We start from the raw sequence: 16,346 nt of genomic DNA on the forward strand, positions 1-16,346 counted from the left end.
CGTACGGATCATCGACTCCCTCTCTGCGGGGCTCGGCGACACACTCGGTGGAGACGGTCGTACACCGGAGGAGTCCCGGGCGCCGCAGAAGATACGTCGCCCCGGAACCGCCCCCTCGGCACTCAAACTAGTGATCCCGACGACGGCGCCGCAACGGATGCATCACGCCCCGAGTCGTGCTGCGGAGCAGGACTTCCGAAACTACCGCGCGGCGCATGTACGAAGGATGGTTCGTGCGTGCTCTCTTCACTAAGATTCGGGCAGATCCACGGACCCGCCCTCCCGCGTTAACCGCCGGCTACGAGGAGACCCAAGGTGCTCAGACGCTTCTACGCAAGGATCAATCGCACGAGGCCGTGGTACCGGCTTCCTTTCCTTCTGGGCCTGCTCAACCTGATCGCGCTGCGCGACGAGTTGCGGGAGGACAACCTCATCGACACCCGCACGCCGGGCGGCGCGGGCCGTGCACCGGGCGTCACCCCGGCGACGGCCGGCGAGGAGCGACGGCGATTCCGCACCGCCGACGGCTCGTTCAACGATCTGAGCGATCCCGACATGGGCAAGGCGGGAACGCGGTTCGCGCGCAACGTGCCGCTGGCGCACGCCTGGCCCGCCGAGGGCGACGAGCTCATGACGCCGAACCCGCGGGAGGTGAGCCGGAAGCTGATGCGCCGCGAGACGTTCACCCCGGCGACCTCGATCAACCTCCTCGCCGCCGCATGGATCCAGTTCCAGACGCACGACTGGTTCGCGCACGGCAGGGAGCCCGCCGACGTCATCGAGATCGATGTCGCCGAGGGCGACGACTGGTTCGAGCGGCCGATGCGCATCCCGCGCACGAAGGCGGACGACACCCGCACGGACTCCGACCGCGACCTGCCACCGACGTTCATCAACAACAACTCGCACTGGTGGGACGCGTCGTCGATCTACGGCAGCACTCCCGAGCGGCGCGAGCAGGTGCGCAGCCACGTGGACGGCAAGCTCGTCCTCAAGGACGGGAACCTGCCCCTCGACCCCGCCACGGGTGTCGCCCTGACCGGGTTCAGCGAGAACTGGTGGGTGGGCCTCGGACTCCTGCATACGCTGTTCACCCTCGAGCACAACGCGATCTGCGATCAGCTGAAGGAGGACTACCCCGGCATGACCGAGGACGAGCTCTTCGGCACCGCGCAGCTGGTCGTCTCGGCTCTCCTCGCCAAGATCCACACGGTGGAGTGGACGCCCGCGATCATCGCGCACCCCGTGCTCAAGGTCGCCATGCGTGCGAACTGGTGGGGTCTCGCGGAGGAGAAGCTCCACCGCATGTTCGGCCGCCTGAGCAAGAGCGACGTCATCAGCGGCATTCCGGGATCCGGGTTCGACCACCACGGCTCGCCGTATCAGCTGACAGAGGAGTTTGCGGCGGTGTACCGCCTCCACCCGCTTCTGCCCGACACCCTCGAGGTCCACTCGCTCGACGACGGCTCGCTGGTGGACAGCATGGAGTTCCAGGAGATCATCCTGCTCAACGCCCACCGCGTGCTCACCTCGGGCGCGAAGGTCCAGGACCTCTGGTACTCGTTCGGGGTGCAGCATCCGGGAGCCGTCCAGCTGCACAACTTCCCGCGCTGGATGCAGGACATCACGCTGCCCGACGGGCTGCGCCTCGACCTCGCCGCCCTCGACGTCATGCGCGATCGCGAACGCGGCGTCCCGCGGTACAACGAGTTCCGCCGCCAGCTGCACCTGAAGCCCGCCACGACGTTCGATGAGCTCACCGACAACGCGACCTGGGCTCGGGAGCTCGAGGCCATGTACGGCGACGTCGAGAAGGTCGATCTGCAGGTGGGCATGCATGCCGAGACGCCTCCGCCGGGATTCGGGTTCAGTGACACCGCCTTCCGTGTGTTCATCCTCATGGCCAGCCGCCGGCTCAAGAGCGACCGGTTCATCACCGACTGCTACACCGAGGAGTACTACACGAAGACCGGGATGCAGTGGGTCGCCGACAACACGATGGCCTCGGTGCTCCTTCGCCACTACCCGCAGCTCTCGCCGTCGCTGGACGGCGTCAAGAACGCGTTCGCCCCGTGGAACGTCGTCGGCTCCACAGCCGAACGCTCCACCAGCACGGCATCAGCTGCGGCGAGCACCGCGGGATGAGGGAAGCGTCATGACCGTCACCGAGGCGGACCGCGAGGCGCGGTTCACCCTGATCCGCACCTACTGGGACGTGCTGATGGCCGCCGACATGCCGGCCTTCCGCCGTCTGCTCGCGCCCGACGCTGTCATCCACTATCCGGGTCAGAACCACATGTCGGGCGACTACCGGACGACCGACGACATCGTGGGGCTGTACACCCGGCTCACGCAGTTCATCAAGGACGGCATGTTCGTCGGCGAGGTGCTCGACATCACCGCGGGCGAGACGTTCACCACCGTCATCCTGAAGTACGAGATCCGGATGCCGTTCAAGACCCTCCACGGGCGCGCCACCGGCATCTTCATCCTCGACGAGAACCACCTGATCAAGGAGTACTGGCTCCACGAGTGGAACCAGCAGATGATCAACTGGGTGTTCCGCTCCTCCCGGTGGTTCGGATGGACGATGAAGCTTCTGCCGAAGAAGAAAGCGACCTGACGATGGCGAAGCCGAAGGCTACCCAGAAGCCCCTGCCCCCCGGACGGTTCGGGCTGCCCTGGCTGGGCGAGACCCTGTCGATCCTGCGCAACAACCACCGGTTCTACCAGGACCGCACCGAGAAGTACGGACCGATCTTCAAAACGCGACTCTTCGGCAACAGCTTCGTGATCTTCTCCGGGCACGAGGCGTTCCACACCTTCGCGATGGACGAGCGGATCGTGCGCGGCGACGCGGACCCGATCTCGGCCGAGCAGATCTTCATGAACTCGCTCGCGCTAATCGACGGCGTCGAGCACCACGCACGCAAGGCCGTCATGCTGCGCGCGGTCGGCTATCGGTCCGCGATCGCGTCGTACCTGCCCACGATGCAGGAACTGCTCGAGCGCACGATCGATCCGTGGCTGCAGAGCGGCACCGGCCACGACCTGCGCGCCGACCTGCAGCGGTTCGCGGCACGGCTCACCGGGGCGCTGTACACCGGCGACCGCAGCGAGGAGCACGCGGCAGAGCTCGACCACCACCTCGCCAACATGCGCGATGCGTTCATGACGCTGCCGGTGCCGATCCCTGGCACGAAGTACGGCAAGGCGATCGCAGGTCGGCGGCGCATGGACGAGATCATCGGCGACGCGCTCGCGAAGCACCAGCAGGGCGGTTACGACGACGTCGTCTCTCGCATGATCGTCGCCGCGAACGACGCCGACGTGCCGGTCGAGGCGCTCCGCGGCGACATCCGTCACCTGATCTTCGCGGGGCAGGGCGGCTACTTCGTGCCGCTCACGCTGACCACGATGATCGTGGGCCAGCACCCCGACATCATGGAGCGCGCCCGCGCGGAGGTGCTCGCCGTCTCACCGGACGGCCCGATCACCATGGAGCAGATCGAGCGCATGGAGTACCTCGAGCAGATCTCGAAGGAGGTACGCCGGTACTTCGCCATGAACTCGGCGACCTTCTTCGGCCGGGTGCAGTCCGACATGGAGGTCGGAGGCTTCCGCATCCCGAAGGGATGGGGCGCGATGGGCGGCATCCACATCAACATGCGCAACCCCGACGTCTTCCCCGATCCCGACCGGTTCGACCCCGAGCGCTTCGAGGCGAATGCCGAGGCCGCGCTGCCCCCGGGAAGCTACGTGCCGCACGGCGACGGCCAGAGCACGCACCACCGGTGTCCGGGCGAGAACATCGTGACGGTCGCGGTCAAGATGTACCTGACCCTCCTCCTGCGCCGCGCCGAGTGGTCCATCCCCGAGCAGGACCTCACGCTCACGAACGAGCTGTTCCCGCTGCCCGCAAGCGGACTGCGGGTGGAGTTCCGCCAGCACGTTTCCGTCGCGGGCTGACATGGCCGACGTGACGCGGGAGCGCGGGCTCCGCAAGCTCACGCACCTGACACAGCTCATGGTGTGGGGGGACCGCCAGCCGATCACGCGAACACCCGCCGACCTCGGCCTCGACGCCGAGGACGTCTCGTTCACGGCGACCGACGGCATCGACCTGAGGGGCTGGTTCGTCCCCTCGGGCGCTCCGGCGGGGCCGGCCGTCGTCTTCGTGCACGGCTGGCTCTGGAACCGCACCGGGAACGCGGCGGGCCGTGTGCCCTTCGTCGACCGGGACGTCGACTTCCTCCCCGCGACGAAGGCGCTGCACGACGCCGGCATCCACGTGCTGCTCTTCGACCTGTCGAACCACGGCGAGAGCGGCAAGCGCCCGCCACTCACCATGGGCCGCTGGGAGGCGCGCGACTTCAACGGAGCCGTCCACTATCTGCGGGGCCGCCACGACGTCGACCCCGACCGCATCGGCGCGCTCGGCACCTCCGCCGGCGCGAACACCGTCATGTACGCGATCCCCGGCGGCCCGCCGGTCAAGGCACTGCTCGCGGTGCAGCCCACCCGGCTGCCGGTCTTCAACCGCAACTTCGCGCGCGATGTGCTGGGCCCACTCGGACCAGCCGCGGCGGCGAGCACCGACCTCGTCTACGTGTTCCTGCGGGCGCCGCTGCCGAGCCGCCACGACCCGGCGATTCCGGCACGGGAGCTGGGTGACACCGTCGTGCAGTACGTACAGGGGACGGGTGACCCGTGGGGCGAGATGGGCATCGTGGAGGGGTTCTCCTCGGTCACGCCGCGCTCGCTCGGCGTCCTGCGGTATCCGTCGACGGGTCGCTACGAGGGCTATCAGTACGTGAGCAAGGAGGCGGACGACGTCGCCGCCTTCTTCACGGCGCACCTCTGAGGTGCGGTGAGCGGCCGCCGCAGCATCCCCTCGCGGCCGCCCCACCCGATCAGGGGTGCCAGAGCGAGTCGTGGGCCGCCTGACGCGTGTACTGTCGCGGGTCGAAGAAGCGGTCGTAGTACTCCATCTCGAGGTGCGAGAACTGCAGCCACATGCCGGGCGTGTAGAACGCGTCCACGTGCGCGGGGAACCGGCCGTAGGTATCCCAGATGTAGTTGCAGATCTCCTTGGTGTACGCGATCTCTTCGGGGCCGAATCTCGTCCCCTTCTCGAGGAAGGCGCGTGCGTCGTCCGAGTTGCGGTACGGGCTCGAGAAGACCTTCTCGTTGCCGTACGCCGGTCCGGTGGCGCTGTACTTCGACTCGACCACGCGGTCGACGGCTTCATCCATCGACGAGACGTACGGGGGAGTGAGGCCCTCGAGGATGCCGTCGATCCCGACCGGGTTCGGCTGGGACGCCGGCACGGGCGGCCACGTGCGGTGCTTCTTCGGCTCCTGAAGCCGGAAGCCGAGCCCATGCCATCCCTTGGCTTCGTCCTGCTGCCAGATGTAAGGAGGGAACACCGACCCGTGGATCCAGCCGCCGAGCCCCATCGACTGGCCGAGGAGCATGAGGTTCTGAAAGTAGAAGAAGGACTCGTAGTCGGTGCGCAGCGCTCCGCCGAAGCCGAGCGGCGCCTGGCTGTCCTTGTTGAGGTAGCCGCTGCGCACCCGGTCGAGCCCGCCGATCGGGTGGTAGGGGATCTTCGGCCCGATCCCCAGGCTGCTGCCGATCTTGGCGATCCACTCGACCGTGTTCTTCGGGTGGAAGCTGCGCCAGTCGTCGAGGAAGAGCGGCCGCATGCCTCCGGGCTCGGTGAGCAGGATGATGATCGCGTTGATGTACTGCCACGTGCAGTCGACGACCGGGAAGAAGACCGTCGTCCCCGGAGCGTTGGACGCCTGGTTGTTCCAGCCGAGGTAGTAGGGCCACTCCCGCGGGAAGTCGAGCCGGCGGTCCGATACGCGCACCAGGCACTCATCGGCCGCGCCGATCCAGTCGGCTTCGCTCCAGTCGCCCCACTTCGGCGGCAGATCCTTGAGGAGTTCGAGCGCGCGCTCGCCGCGGGGGGCGCGGAGCAGGAAGATGCCGTCGTCGTTGATCATGAAGAAGTGCGTGGCCTGCGCGTTGTCGGCGCTGCTGCCGGTGCGGGCCATGATGTTGAGGAACGGCGTGCCCAACTCGTCGAGCCCGTTGTTCTCGACGAGCGGGCCGTCGTGGGTCGTGATGCCGGTGATCCCCGTCACGCATGTGATGAGGATCGCCTCCTCGAGCTTGCTCAACGGCGCCGGGGCGTTGTGGCTCTCGTGGCTGAGCGGGCCGGCGTTCACCGAGAAGCCCCGCGGGATGCGCCTCGTGCGCCGTTCGGTGAGCGCGGACAGGAACGGATACGCCGCGAGATCGGCCAGTGCCGGGTGGGTCGCTGAAGCCGTGGCCTCGGCGGCCGGGGACGGGTCGATCGATGTCATGGCGCTCTCCTCGTTCTCGTGTCAGTTGTTCCGGTCGAGCCGGCGGGTGATCACGGGATAGACGTCGCGGGCGGCGTCCTTCCCGATGAAGCAGTCCATGTGGGCGTACCCGGGGATGACGTCCCGCGTGTAGAACTCGTCGCCGTTGCGCTCGCGCAGCACGTCGTAGGTGATCTGGCTTCCCTCGGGCACGAACAGACGGTTGTCGGCACCGTGGAGGAACGCGATCGGCAGGCGGAGCCCCGACACGTCGTCGAGATAGTCGTGCTCGCCGTCGGCGCTCACGGCGTGGTCCTCGCGGAGGATTCTCGTGATGTGGCGCAGCGTCGTCATGTTGGCGACGCCGAACGCCTCCTCGAGGTGGTCGTGCGTCGCCTCGTTCAGCTGCGCGTGGTCGTACACCTCGCCGTACATGAACATCACGCGCCGGCAGAACGGGCGGTCGCACGGCTCGTCGCCGGAGGGGTAGATCGCGAGCGCCTTGTCGTACAGCGTCTCGCCCCACGAGGGGTCGTCGTCGAACTCGGTGGTGAGCGTGTCGAAGCCCAGCGCCTGCAGGATGTTCCCCGCGTAGATTCCGGCGCGCAGCTCGTTGAGGGTGCCGCCGCGAGGGTGGAGGGTCACCTGCGAGGCGACGGCGGACCGCACGCCCTCGAGGCCGAGCCCCAGCGCCATCAGCATCGTCAGCGATCCGACGCAGTGCGCCACGATCTGCACCGACTCCGCTCCCGACACCGCGCGCACCTCGGCGACCGCGGCCGGATAGTCGTACTCGGCGATGTCGTCGAGTGTGAACTGCGTTCCGCCCGACGGCAGCGCCGGGCTCGCGCGGTAGTCGAGCACCCACACGTCGTAGCCGTGCTCGTAGAGGTACTCGGGGAAGTTCGTGTCGGTGGTGTCGATCGTGTACGCGAATGCCGACGTGCCGAACCCGGGCGTGAGGATGACGGGGCCTTTGCTTCCGCCCTCGAACCGCGTGAGGCGCAGCATGACCCCGTCGACGGTGTCGAACTCGTGGATCGTGGGCTCGCCGCAGCGCAGCGGGCGTCGAACGCGTTCGTCCGAGGCTTCCGTCGCCGTCGATGCGGCTTCGTGCTCGCTCATCTCGACCCCCCAGCGTCAGCCGTACGGAGATCGTCGCGGCGAGGCGGGACCGGCCCACGGGCGACGACGGAGTCAGCATATTGCCCGGCAAGCGCTCTCGTCACGAAGTTCAGGAGCCTCGTGGGGTGCCCGTGATACCCGCCGCCCGAGAACCACTGGCTAGACTCGTCGCGTGGAACTCGTCTGGTCGACCGCTGCAGCGGCAGTGCAGACCGACACGCGAACGCTCGGTGCCTGAGCGGGCGGGGCGCGGCGTGCGCCCGAAGCTGAGTAGCCTTGAATCCGAGCCATTCCCAGGAGAGTTTCCGTGACTGACGCTGTGTCCTACCCCGCCGACGGCTTCGCCCTGTTCCCCGACCGCTCCGTGGTCGCGCTCCGCGTGAACGGCGAGCTCAAAGACCTCGCGACGGTGGTGGACGAGACGGATGCCGTGGAGCCCGTCACCATCGACAGCCCCGATGGCCTCGCCATCCTGCGCCACTCCACGGCGCACGTCCTCGCCCAGGCCGTCCAGCGCATCAACCCGCAGGCCAACCTCGGCATCGGCCCGCCCATCACCGACGGCTTCTACTACGACTTCGGCGTCGAGCACCCCTTCACCCCCGAGGACCTCAAGGCCATCGACAAGGAGATGGCGCGCATCATCCGCGAGGGCCAGCGCTTCGTCCGCCGCGTCGTGAGCGACGAAGAGGCGCGCGTGGAGCTCGTCGACGAGCCGTTCAAGCTCGAGCTCATCGGGCTGAAGGGCGGCGGAGCCGAGAAGACCGAGGGTGCGTCCGTCGAGGTCGGCGCCGGCGAGCTCACGATCTACGACAACGTCGACCGTGACGGCCAGACCGTCTGGAAGGACCTCTGCCGCGGGCCGCACCTGCCGAACACACGCATGATCGGCAACGGCTGGGCGCTGCAGCGCATCGCCGGCGCATACTGGCGCGGCAGCGAGAAGAACCCGCAGCTGCAGCGCATCTACGGCACCGCGTGGCCCACCAAGGACGAGCTGCGCGCCTACCAGACCCGCCTCGAGGAAGCCGCCAAGCGCGATCACCGCAAGCTCGGCAAGGACCTCGATCTCTTCTCGTTCCCCGACGAGATCGGCTCGGGCCTGTCGGTGTGGCACCCGCGCGGCGGCGTCGTCCGCGGCGAGATGGAGCAGCACGCGCGTCGCCGCCACATCGCGGGCGGCTACACCTATGTGTATACGCCGCACATCTCGAAGGAGGACCTGTTCCTCACCTCGAACCACCTCGTCACGTACAAGGAGGGCATGTTCCCGCCCATCGTGATGGACGAGGAGCGCGACGAGCACGGCGAGATCACCAAACACGGCCAGGACTACTACCTGAAGCCGATGAACTGCCCGATGCACATCCTCATCTACAAGGAGCGCGCCCGCAGCTACCGCGACCTGCCGATGCGCCTCGCCGAGAACGGCACGGTGTACCGCAACGAGCTCTCGGGCGCCCTGCACGGCCTCACCCGTGTGCGCGGCTTCACCCAGGACGACTCGCACCTGTTCGTCACCCCCGAGCAGCTGGAGGAGGAGGCAACCCGCGTCCTCGAGTTCGTCATCTCGATGCTGCGCGACTTCGGCCTCGACGAGTTCGAGCTCGAGCTGTCGATGCGCGACGACGAGAAGGGCAAGTGGATCGGCTCGGACGAGTTCTGGGAGTACTCCACCAACGCCCTGCGCAACGTCGCCGTCGCGAGCGGGCTGAAGCTGACCGAGGTCCCGGGCGAGGCCGCGTTCTACGGTCCGAAGATCGACCTCAAGACCCGCGACGCTATCGGCCGCACCTGGCAGCTGTCCACGGTGCAGGTCGACCCGAACCTCCCCGAGCGCTTCGAGCTGGAGTACACGGACCGCGACGGTCAGAAGAAGCGGCCGATCATGATCCATCGCGCGCTGTTCGGCTCGATCGAGCGGTTCTTCGCGATCCTGCTCGAACACTACGCTGGCGCGTTCCCGGTGTGGCTGTCGCCCGTCCAGGTGGTCGGCATTCCCGTCGCCGAGGACTTCGCGGACTACCTCGGCGAGGTCATCGACCAGCTGAAGGCCGAGGGCGTGCGGGCCGAGCTCGATCACTCCGACGATCGCATGCAGAAGAAGATCCGCACGCACACCACCCAGAAGGTCCCGCTCCAGCTCATCGCGGGCGCCCAGGACCAGGCAGGTGGCACCGTGTCGTTCCGCTTCCGCGACGGCTCGCAGGAGAACGGCGTGCCGATCGCCGACGCCGTCCGCCGCGTCCGAGAGGCGATCGCTTCCCACGCGCTGGTCAACACCGCGGAGGACTTCGCGTGAACGACGACCCGCTTGCGGGGAGTCGCGAAGTCACGGTCCCTGAGCCTGTCGAAGGGCGCGTGAGTGACGACGAGGTCGGGTCGGCGGTGCCGGGAACGGATGCCGCGGACCCGGCGCTCGTCGACGCCGCGACGCTTCCGGGGGTCCCTGATGAATTCCAGCGCCTCTGGACGCCGCACCGGATGGCTTACATCCAGGCCGGACCCGAGGTGCTGCGCAAGGAGTGCCCGTTCTGCGCGGCGCCGCGCAGGTCCGACGAGGACGGCCTCATCGTGTTCCGCGGGCGCACGGCGTACGCGCTGCTGAACCTCTTCCCGTACAACTCCGGGCACCTTCTGGTGTGCCCTTACCGTCACATCGCGACGTACGACGAGGCGACCGAGGAAGAGGTCGCCGAGATCGGCCTGCTGACGCAGCAGGGCATGCGGGTGCTCCGTCAGGTCTCGCGCTGCGACGGATTCAACATCGGCATGAACCAGGGGCACGTGGCCGGCGCCGGCGTCGACGAGCACCTGCACCAGCACATCGTGCCGCGGTGGGGCTCCGACGCGAACTTCTTCCCGATCATCGCGAAGACGAAGGCGCTGCCTCAGCTGCTCGGCGACGTGCGCCGTGCGGTGTCCGACGCCTGGAACGCGTCGACCTGAGGGGAGACGGATGCTGCGCGCTGCGGCATCCGTTCCGCTCCCGCTATCAGCGGACCTGCGTGACCTCGAACTGCAGGCGCGGGTTCGCGTAGGCGTCCTGCGATTCGACGAGCTGCAGCTCGCGCTCGCCCGAGGCGTGGGTGCGCTCGAGCAGGTCGAAGACGCTGGAGGTGGTGCGGGCGAGGGCGTCGGCCGCGTCGGTGGTCCGGTGGTAGTGCGCCGTGAACAGCGCCGCCGTGACATCGCCCGACCCGTTGGCCTTCATCGGGATGTGCGGCGTCTGCACGATCCACGCGCCGTCGTCGGTGACCGCGAGCATCTCGATCGTGCCCTCGGCGCGATCCGGGCGCTCGACGCTCGTCACCAGGACCGTGCTCGGGCCCATCGCACGCGCGGCGTCCGCGGAGGCGAGGGTCGAGTCGAGGTCCGACGGCTCGGTCTCGGTGAGGAAGCCCAGCTCGAACTGGTTCGGGGTGATGATGTCGGCGGCCGGCACCACGCGGTCGCGCAGCAGCACCGGGATCGCGGGAGCCACGAAGCAGCCGGATTTCGCGTTGCCCATCACCGGGTCGCACGCGTAGATCGCGGCCGGGTTGGCCTGCTTGACCCGCACGACGGTGTCGAGAATGACGTCGGCGATGCCGTCACCGCCCTGGTATCCCGACAGGACGACGTCGATCTGCGGGAAGACGCCGCGGTCCTCGATGCCGGCGACGACGTCGCGCACGTCGTCGGGACTGATCATCGGGCCGCGCCATGCGCCATACCCGGTGTGGTTCGAGAAGTTCACGGTGTACACCGGCATGACCTCGACGCCGATGCGCTGCAGCGGGAAGACCGCGGCGGAGTTGCCGACGTGGCCGTAGGCGACCGCGGACTGGATCGAGAGGATCTTCACCGCTCGATCATGCCACTTCGCGCGTGACGAGCCGTCCACCCCGCCGCGCGCACGGCCGCGGCCACATCGACCGCGAGCCGTTCGGCGTCGGCGTCGTCGAGGTCGTGAACCGTGAGTCGGAGGCGGCGAGAAGGCTCGCCGCCGCCGAGCACGAAGTCGTCGCCCGCGCGCGCGAGCCACCCCCGCCGCATGAGCTGCTCCGACACCGCCCGCGCAGGCACGGGGAGCGGGATCCACAGGTTCAGCCCATCGCCCGCGTCCGCCGGCACACCCTCGTTCGCGAGCCGCTCGACGAACGCGGCGTTGCGCGCCGCGTAGTGCGCGCCGGCGCGCTCGATCGCGGCCATGGTCGCAGCATCCGTCACCAATGCGTGGGTGAGTCGCTGCAGCAGGTGGCTCACCCACGTCGTGCCGGGGGTGAGGCGCATGGCGAGCCGTTCCGCGGTCTCGGGATCGGATGCCGTCACCGCGAGGCACATGTCGGGTCCGAGGAACTTCGACACCGACCTCACGAGCGCCCAGCGGCGATGGCCGGCCGCGACGAGGGAGTGGAACGGCTGCCGCGAGAGGAGGGAGAAGTGGTCGTCCTCGATCACGAGCACGTAGGGGTGCTCGCGGAGCACATCGCGCAGCTCCCCGGCGCGGCGCGCGGAGAGGCTGGCTCCGGTCGGGTTCTGGGCGCGCGGCGTGTGGACGACTGCGCGGACGCCCTGCTCGAGCGCGGCGCGCAGGCCCTCGACGGTCATCCCCTCGTCGTCGACGGGCACGGCGACGGGGCGGTAGCCGCCGATCCGCACGGTGTGGATGCTCGTGAGGAAGCACGGGTCCTCGAGCGCGACGGCGTCGTCACGCGTGAGCGCCTGGGCGAGCAGTCGCTCGACGGCGTCCGCGGCGCCGCTGGTGACGGTGAGGTGCATGTCCGCGGCCGCGGCGAGCCCGTCGCGCATCCACTCGAGCGCCCAGCGCTCGAGCCCCGGATCGATGACCGGTTCGCCGTACAGGACGGGCCGGCCGGCCATCGCCGCGAGCGCGCCGGACAGATCGGGGATCAGCTCGGGGTCGGGATTGCCGGTGCCGACATCGCGCAGCACGCTGCCCGCGGCGAAGCCCTCCTGGGCGACGGGGGAGGAGAGGTCGGCCACGCGCGTGCCGCCGCGGCCACGTGTGACGATCACCCCCGCCTGGGTGAGCTGGCGATACGCCGCCACCACGGTGTTGCGGTTCACGCCGAGCTCGTCCGCGAGGGAGCGCACGGGCGGCAGGGTGTCGCCGGGATGCAGCTCGCCGCGTTCGACGCGGGCGCGCAGGCTGTCGGCGATCTCGGATGCGGATCGGCCGCTGATGTCGAGATTCATGCCCGCCCTTCGGATGACGTCCTGCCCCGCCGAGTGCAAGGCCACGCCCATGCTATCTTTTGGCCTAGGCCAATACCCGCATTGTCCTCACCCGTTGCGCCTGGGCGCTCCGATATCGAAGGGAAAGCTCGTGACCACTGCCGACACGGGAACCGACCGCGTCAAGCGCGGACTCGCCGAGATGCTCAAGGGCGGCGTCATCATGGACGTCGTCACGCCCGACCAGGCGAAGATCGCCGAGGATGCCGGCGCAGTCGCCGTCATGGCCCTCGAGCGCGTGCCCGCCGACATCCGCGCCCAGGGCGGCGTCTCGCGCATGAGCGACCCCGACATGATCGACGGCATCATCGAGGCCGTCTCGATCCCGGTCATGGCGAAGGCGCGCATCGGCCACTTCGTCGAGGCGCAGGTGCTGCAGGAGCTCGGGGTCGACTACATCGACGAGTCCGAGGTGCTCTCACCCGCCGACTACGTGAACCACATCGACAAGTGGAACTTCACCGTGCCGTTCGTGTGCGGCGCCACGAACCTGGGCGAGGCGCTCCGCCGCATCAACGAGGGCGCGGCGATGATCCGCTCGAAGGGCGAGGCGGGCACCGGCGATGTCTCGGAGGCCACGAAGCACATCCGCAAGATCACGAGCGAGATCAACGTGCTGCGCTCGATGACGAAGGACGAGCTGTACGTCGCTGCGAAAGAGCTGCAGGCGCCGTACGACCTCGTCGCCGAGATCGCCGAGACCGGCAAGCTGCCTGTCGTCCTCTTTGTCGCGGGCGGCGTCGCCACACCCGCGGACGCCGCGATGATGATGCAGATGGGCGCCGACGGCGTGTTCGTCGGCTCGGGCATCTTCAAGTCCGGCAACCCCGCCCAGCGCGCGGCCGCCATCGTGAAGGCCACGACGTTCTACGACGACCCCAAGGTGATCGCGGACGTGTCGCGCGGCCTCGGCGAGGCCATGGTCGGCATCAACGTCGCCGACCTGCCCGCGCCGCACCGCCTCGCCGAGCGCGGCTGGTGACCACACCGCCGCGCGTCGGCGTCCTGGCACTGCAGGGAGACGTCCGTGAGCACGTGCGCGTGCTCACGGACCTCGGCGCCGAGGCGCTCAAAGTCCGCCGTCCCGAGGAGCTCGCGGGCGTGGACGGGCTCGTGCTTCCCGGTGGCGAGTCCAGCGTCATCGACAAGCTCTCTCGTGCCTTCGGCATGCGCGAGCCCGTCCGCGAGGCGATCGCCGCGGGCATGCCGATGTACGGGACGTGCGCCGGGCTCATCCTCCTCGCCGACCGCATCACCGACGGCATCGAGGGTCAGCAGACCTTCGGCGGGCTCGATGTCACGGTGCGCCGCAACGCGTTCGGAAGCCAGGTGGACTCGTTCGAGGTCGACCTCGACGTCGCGGCGCTCGGCGGGCCGCCCGTGCACGCCGTGTTCATCCGCGCACCCCTCGTCGAGGAGGCAGGCGACGGCGTCGAACGCCTCGCGAGCCTCGAGGACGGGCGCGTGGTCGCCGTCCGGCAGGGCTCGCTCCTGGGTACCTCTTTCCATCCCGAGGTCACGGGCGAGCACCGCTTCCACGCGCTGTTCCTCGACATGGTCCGCGAGCGGTTCCGGTGACGGGCGGGCACGACGCGTCGGGGTAGATTCTGAATCATGACGATCAACGACTGGTGGCGCGAGCACCCCGAGGAGCGCTACTGGATGATCGCCCCGTCGCGCGGCGTCGTCGGCGACGCCCTCTCGGCACCCAAGGCCCAGGACGAACGCCGGTTCGAATGGTCCCACGAGCTCGTCGGGTTCACCGAGCCCGGCGACACGCTGTTCGTCTGGGACCGCACCCTGCCCGTGCCCGGCATCGCCGCGTGGGGCCGCGTGCTCGGGCCGCTGGGGGAGGAGACCCGCGAGCGCCGTGGCGACGACCTGCCGCACTGGCGCATGCCGATCAGTGACACCCTGCGTCTCGCCTCGCCGATCACTCTGCCGAGCCTACGCCGAGTCGGCAGCGAGATCGTCACGGTGCGCGACCGTGTGGAGGGGCTCACCGACGGACCCGTCTACTTCCCCTTCATCGGGTCGGCCGAGACGCTCGCACCGGCCCCCGCGTACCTCACGAAGGTCCCGCGCGACCTCGTGGCGCTGCTGTCGTCGCGGTTCGGCTTCGAGTTCGCGCTGTAGCGCGGGGATAAACTAGTCCGTCGGGCGAGGCGTTCACACGCCCGAACCCGACGAGCGCGAATTCAGGAGGACCATGTCCGGGCATTCCAAGTGGGCCACGACCAAGCACAAGAAGGCCGTCATCGACAGCCGCCGTGCCAAGTCGTGGGCGAAGCTCATCAAGAACATCGAGGTCGCGGCCAAGCTCGGCGGCCCCGACCTGCAGGGCAACCCGACCCTGTTCGACGCCGTGCTCAAGGCGAAGAAGACGTCGGTCCCGAAGGACAACATCGACCGCGCGATCAAGCGCGGCGCCGGCATCGGCGGCGAGTCCGTCGAGTACTCGTCGATCATGTACGAGGGGTACGGCCCGAACGGCGTGGCCCTCATGATCGAGTGTCTGACCGACAACAAGAACCGCGCCGCCGCCGAGGTGCGCACCGCGCTCACCCGCAACGGCGGCACGCTCGCCGATCCGGGCAGCGTCGCGTACAACTTCACCCGCAAGGGCGTCATCGTCGTCGGCGGCGAGGGCACCAGCGAAGACGACGTGATGCTCGCCGTGCTCGAGGCCGGCGCCGAAGAGGTCGAGCCGCACGCGCAGGGCTTCGAGGTCATCACCGAGGCCACCGACCTCGTGACCGTTCGCTCCGCTCTGCAGGACGCCGGCATCGAGTACGAGTCGGCCGACGTCGAGTTCGTCCCCAACCTCAAGGTCGAGGTCGACGCCGACACCGCCCGCAAGGTCTTCCGCCTCATCGACGCCCTCGAGGACAGCGACGACGTCCAGAACGTCTACAGCAACTTCGACCTCACCGCCGAGGTTCAGGCCGAGCTCGAGAACGACGAGGACTGACCTCACCGAGACGAGGACGGATGCTGCGGCCAGGCGCGCCTGGCCGCAGCATCCGTCTTCCTCGCCTAGCGTGGGGGAGTGGCAACCTCCCGCGGTCGACTGCGCGTGCTCGGAATCGATCCGGGCCTGACGCGCTGCGGTGTCGGGGTCGTCGACGTGGCGCCCGACCGCTCGGCAGCCCTCGTGCACGTCGGAGTGGTGCGGTCCGAGCCCGGCGCCCCGATCGAGGAACGACTCGCGGTGATCGCGCGAGGTCTTCGCGCCGTGCTCGACGCGCATGATCCCGACGTCGTCGCCGTGGAGCGGGTCTTCGCGCAGCACAACCGCGCGACGGTGATGGGCACCGCGCAGGCCAGCGGCATCGCGCTGCTCGTGGCGGGCGAGCGGGGCATCACCGCCGCCACACACACCCCGTCCGAGGTGAAGGCCGCGATCACGGGGTACGGCAACGCCGACAAGCGGCAGGTCCAGACCATGGTGGCCCGCGTCCTGAGGCTGGAGGAGCTCCCGAAGCCTGCCGATGCCGCGGATGCCCTCGCCCTGGCCCTCTGCCACGCGTGGCGCGGTGCTCCGGCGCAGTCCGCGGCGTCCGGCCCGCTCACCCCTGCGCAGCGCGCGTGGGCCGACGCAGAGCGGCTCGCCCGACGCTGATCCCA

General features: G+C 68.9%; 15 protein-coding genes. 11 read left to right on the plus strand and 4 right to left on the minus strand.

Going from position 1 to position 16,346, the window contains the following annotated elements:
• Window positions 1-315: 315 nt before the first annotated feature.
• The 4 genes from MRBLWH7_RS04305 to MRBLWH7_RS04320 are packed head-to-tail and all read left to right on the plus strand — an operon-like array spanning window position 316 to window position 4,864.
• A complete protein-coding gene (locus tag MRBLWH7_RS04305; protein ID WP_341999483.1) occupies window positions 316-2,145 on the plus strand; it encodes a peroxidase family protein in 1,830 nt (609 codons plus the stop codon).
• A 10-nt stretch (window positions 2,146-2,155) separates the two neighbouring features.
• Window positions 2,156-2,623 carry a nuclear transport factor 2 family protein gene (locus MRBLWH7_RS04310; RefSeq protein ID WP_341999485.1) on the plus strand — a complete coding sequence of 156 codons (468 nt, stop codon included), beginning with the start codon at window positions 2,156-2,158 and terminating at the stop codon, window positions 2,621-2,623.
• Between the two features lie 2 nt (window positions 2,624-2,625).
• Window positions 2,626-3,969, plus strand: a complete 1,344-nt coding sequence (locus MRBLWH7_RS04315) for a cytochrome P450 (RefSeq protein WP_341999487.1) — start codon at window positions 2,626-2,628, stop codon at window positions 3,967-3,969.
• A gap of 1 nt (window position 3,970) precedes the next feature.
• Complete coding sequence (locus MRBLWH7_RS04320; RefSeq protein WP_341999489.1) at window positions 3,971-4,864, plus strand: hypothetical protein; 894 nt, start codon at window positions 3,971-3,973, stop codon at window positions 4,862-4,864.
• 49 nt (window positions 4,865-4,913) lie between these two features.
• Here the strand turns inward: MRBLWH7_RS04320 and MRBLWH7_RS04325 are convergent, their stop codons facing one another.
• Together MRBLWH7_RS04325 and MRBLWH7_RS04330 are read right to left on the minus strand one after the other, a co-directional pair.
• On the minus strand, window positions 4,914-6,374 hold the full coding sequence (locus tag MRBLWH7_RS04325) for a hypothetical protein (RefSeq protein WP_341999491.1): 1,461 nt from the start codon (window positions 6,372-6,374) through the stop codon (window positions 4,914-4,916).
• Between the two features lie 21 nt (window positions 6,375-6,395).
• Window positions 6,396-7,478 (minus strand): alpha/beta fold hydrolase, encoded by a 1,083-nt coding sequence (locus MRBLWH7_RS04330; protein ID WP_341999493.1) that lies wholly within the window; start codon window positions 7,476-7,478, stop codon window positions 6,396-6,398.
• A gap of 307 nt (window positions 7,479-7,785) precedes the next feature.
• Here MRBLWH7_RS04330 and thrS point away from each other — a divergent pair, with 307 nt between their 5' ends.
• Both thrS and MRBLWH7_RS04340 read left to right on the plus strand, forming a co-directional pair.
• Window positions 7,786-9,780, plus strand: coding sequence for a threonine--tRNA ligase (thrS, locus tag MRBLWH7_RS04335; RefSeq protein WP_341999495.1), 1,995 nt, complete (start codon window positions 7,786-7,788; stop codon window positions 9,778-9,780).
• An 86-nt stretch (window positions 9,781-9,866) separates the two neighbouring features.
• Window positions 9,867-10,427, plus strand: coding sequence for an HIT domain-containing protein (locus tag MRBLWH7_RS04340; protein WP_342001911.1), 561 nt, complete (start codon window positions 9,867-9,869; stop codon window positions 10,425-10,427).
• Window positions 10,428-10,473: 46 nt separating this feature from the next.
• Here the strand turns inward: MRBLWH7_RS04340 and pdxY are convergent, their stop codons facing one another.
• Together pdxY and MRBLWH7_RS04350 are read right to left on the minus strand one after the other, a co-directional pair.
• A complete protein-coding gene (gene pdxY / locus MRBLWH7_RS04345; RefSeq protein WP_341999498.1) occupies window positions 10,474-11,325 on the minus strand; it encodes a pyridoxal kinase PdxY in 852 nt (283 codons plus the stop codon).
• Window positions 11,322-12,680 carry an aminotransferase class I/II-fold pyridoxal phosphate-dependent enzyme gene (locus MRBLWH7_RS04350; RefSeq protein ID WP_341999500.1) on the minus strand — a complete coding sequence of 453 codons (1,359 nt, stop codon included), beginning with the start codon at window positions 12,678-12,680 and terminating at the stop codon, window positions 11,322-11,324. The genes pdxY and MRBLWH7_RS04350 overlap by 4 nt, the downstream gene beginning before the upstream one ends.
• A gap of 130 nt (window positions 12,681-12,810) precedes the next feature.
• Between MRBLWH7_RS04350 and pdxS the strand changes: the two genes are divergently transcribed.
• The 5 genes from pdxS (at window position 12,811) to ruvC (ending at window position 16,341) form a co-directional block, all read left to right on the plus strand.
• Complete coding sequence (pdxS, locus tag MRBLWH7_RS04355) at window positions 12,811-13,701, plus strand: pyridoxal 5'-phosphate synthase lyase subunit PdxS (RefSeq protein ID WP_341999502.1); 891 nt, start codon at window positions 12,811-12,813, stop codon at window positions 13,699-13,701.
• Window positions 13,695-14,297, plus strand: coding sequence for a pyridoxal 5'-phosphate synthase glutaminase subunit PdxT (gene pdxT, locus MRBLWH7_RS04360; protein WP_342001913.1), 603 nt, complete (start codon window positions 13,695-13,697; stop codon window positions 14,295-14,297). Before pdxS ends, pdxT begins: the two co-directional genes overlap by 7 nt.
• Window positions 14,298-14,333: 36 nt before the next feature.
• A complete protein-coding gene (locus MRBLWH7_RS04365; RefSeq protein ID WP_341999504.1) occupies window positions 14,334-14,855 on the plus strand; it encodes a hypothetical protein in 522 nt (173 codons plus the stop codon).
• Window positions 14,856-14,928: 73 nt separating this feature from the next.
• Window positions 14,929-15,690 (plus strand): YebC/PmpR family DNA-binding transcriptional regulator, encoded by a 762-nt coding sequence (locus MRBLWH7_RS04370; RefSeq protein ID WP_045302545.1) that lies wholly within the window; start codon window positions 14,929-14,931, stop codon window positions 15,688-15,690.
• 78 nt (window positions 15,691-15,768) lie between these two features.
• Complete coding sequence (ruvC, locus tag MRBLWH7_RS04375) at window positions 15,769-16,341, plus strand: crossover junction endodeoxyribonuclease RuvC (protein WP_341999507.1); 573 nt, start codon at window positions 15,769-15,771, stop codon at window positions 16,339-16,341.
• Window positions 16,342-16,346 lie beyond the last annotated feature (5 nt).

It is taken from the genome of Microbacterium sp. LWH7-1.2 (assembly GCF_038397755.1).
GTDB lineage: Bacteria > Actinomycetota > Actinomycetes > Actinomycetales > Microbacteriaceae > Microbacterium.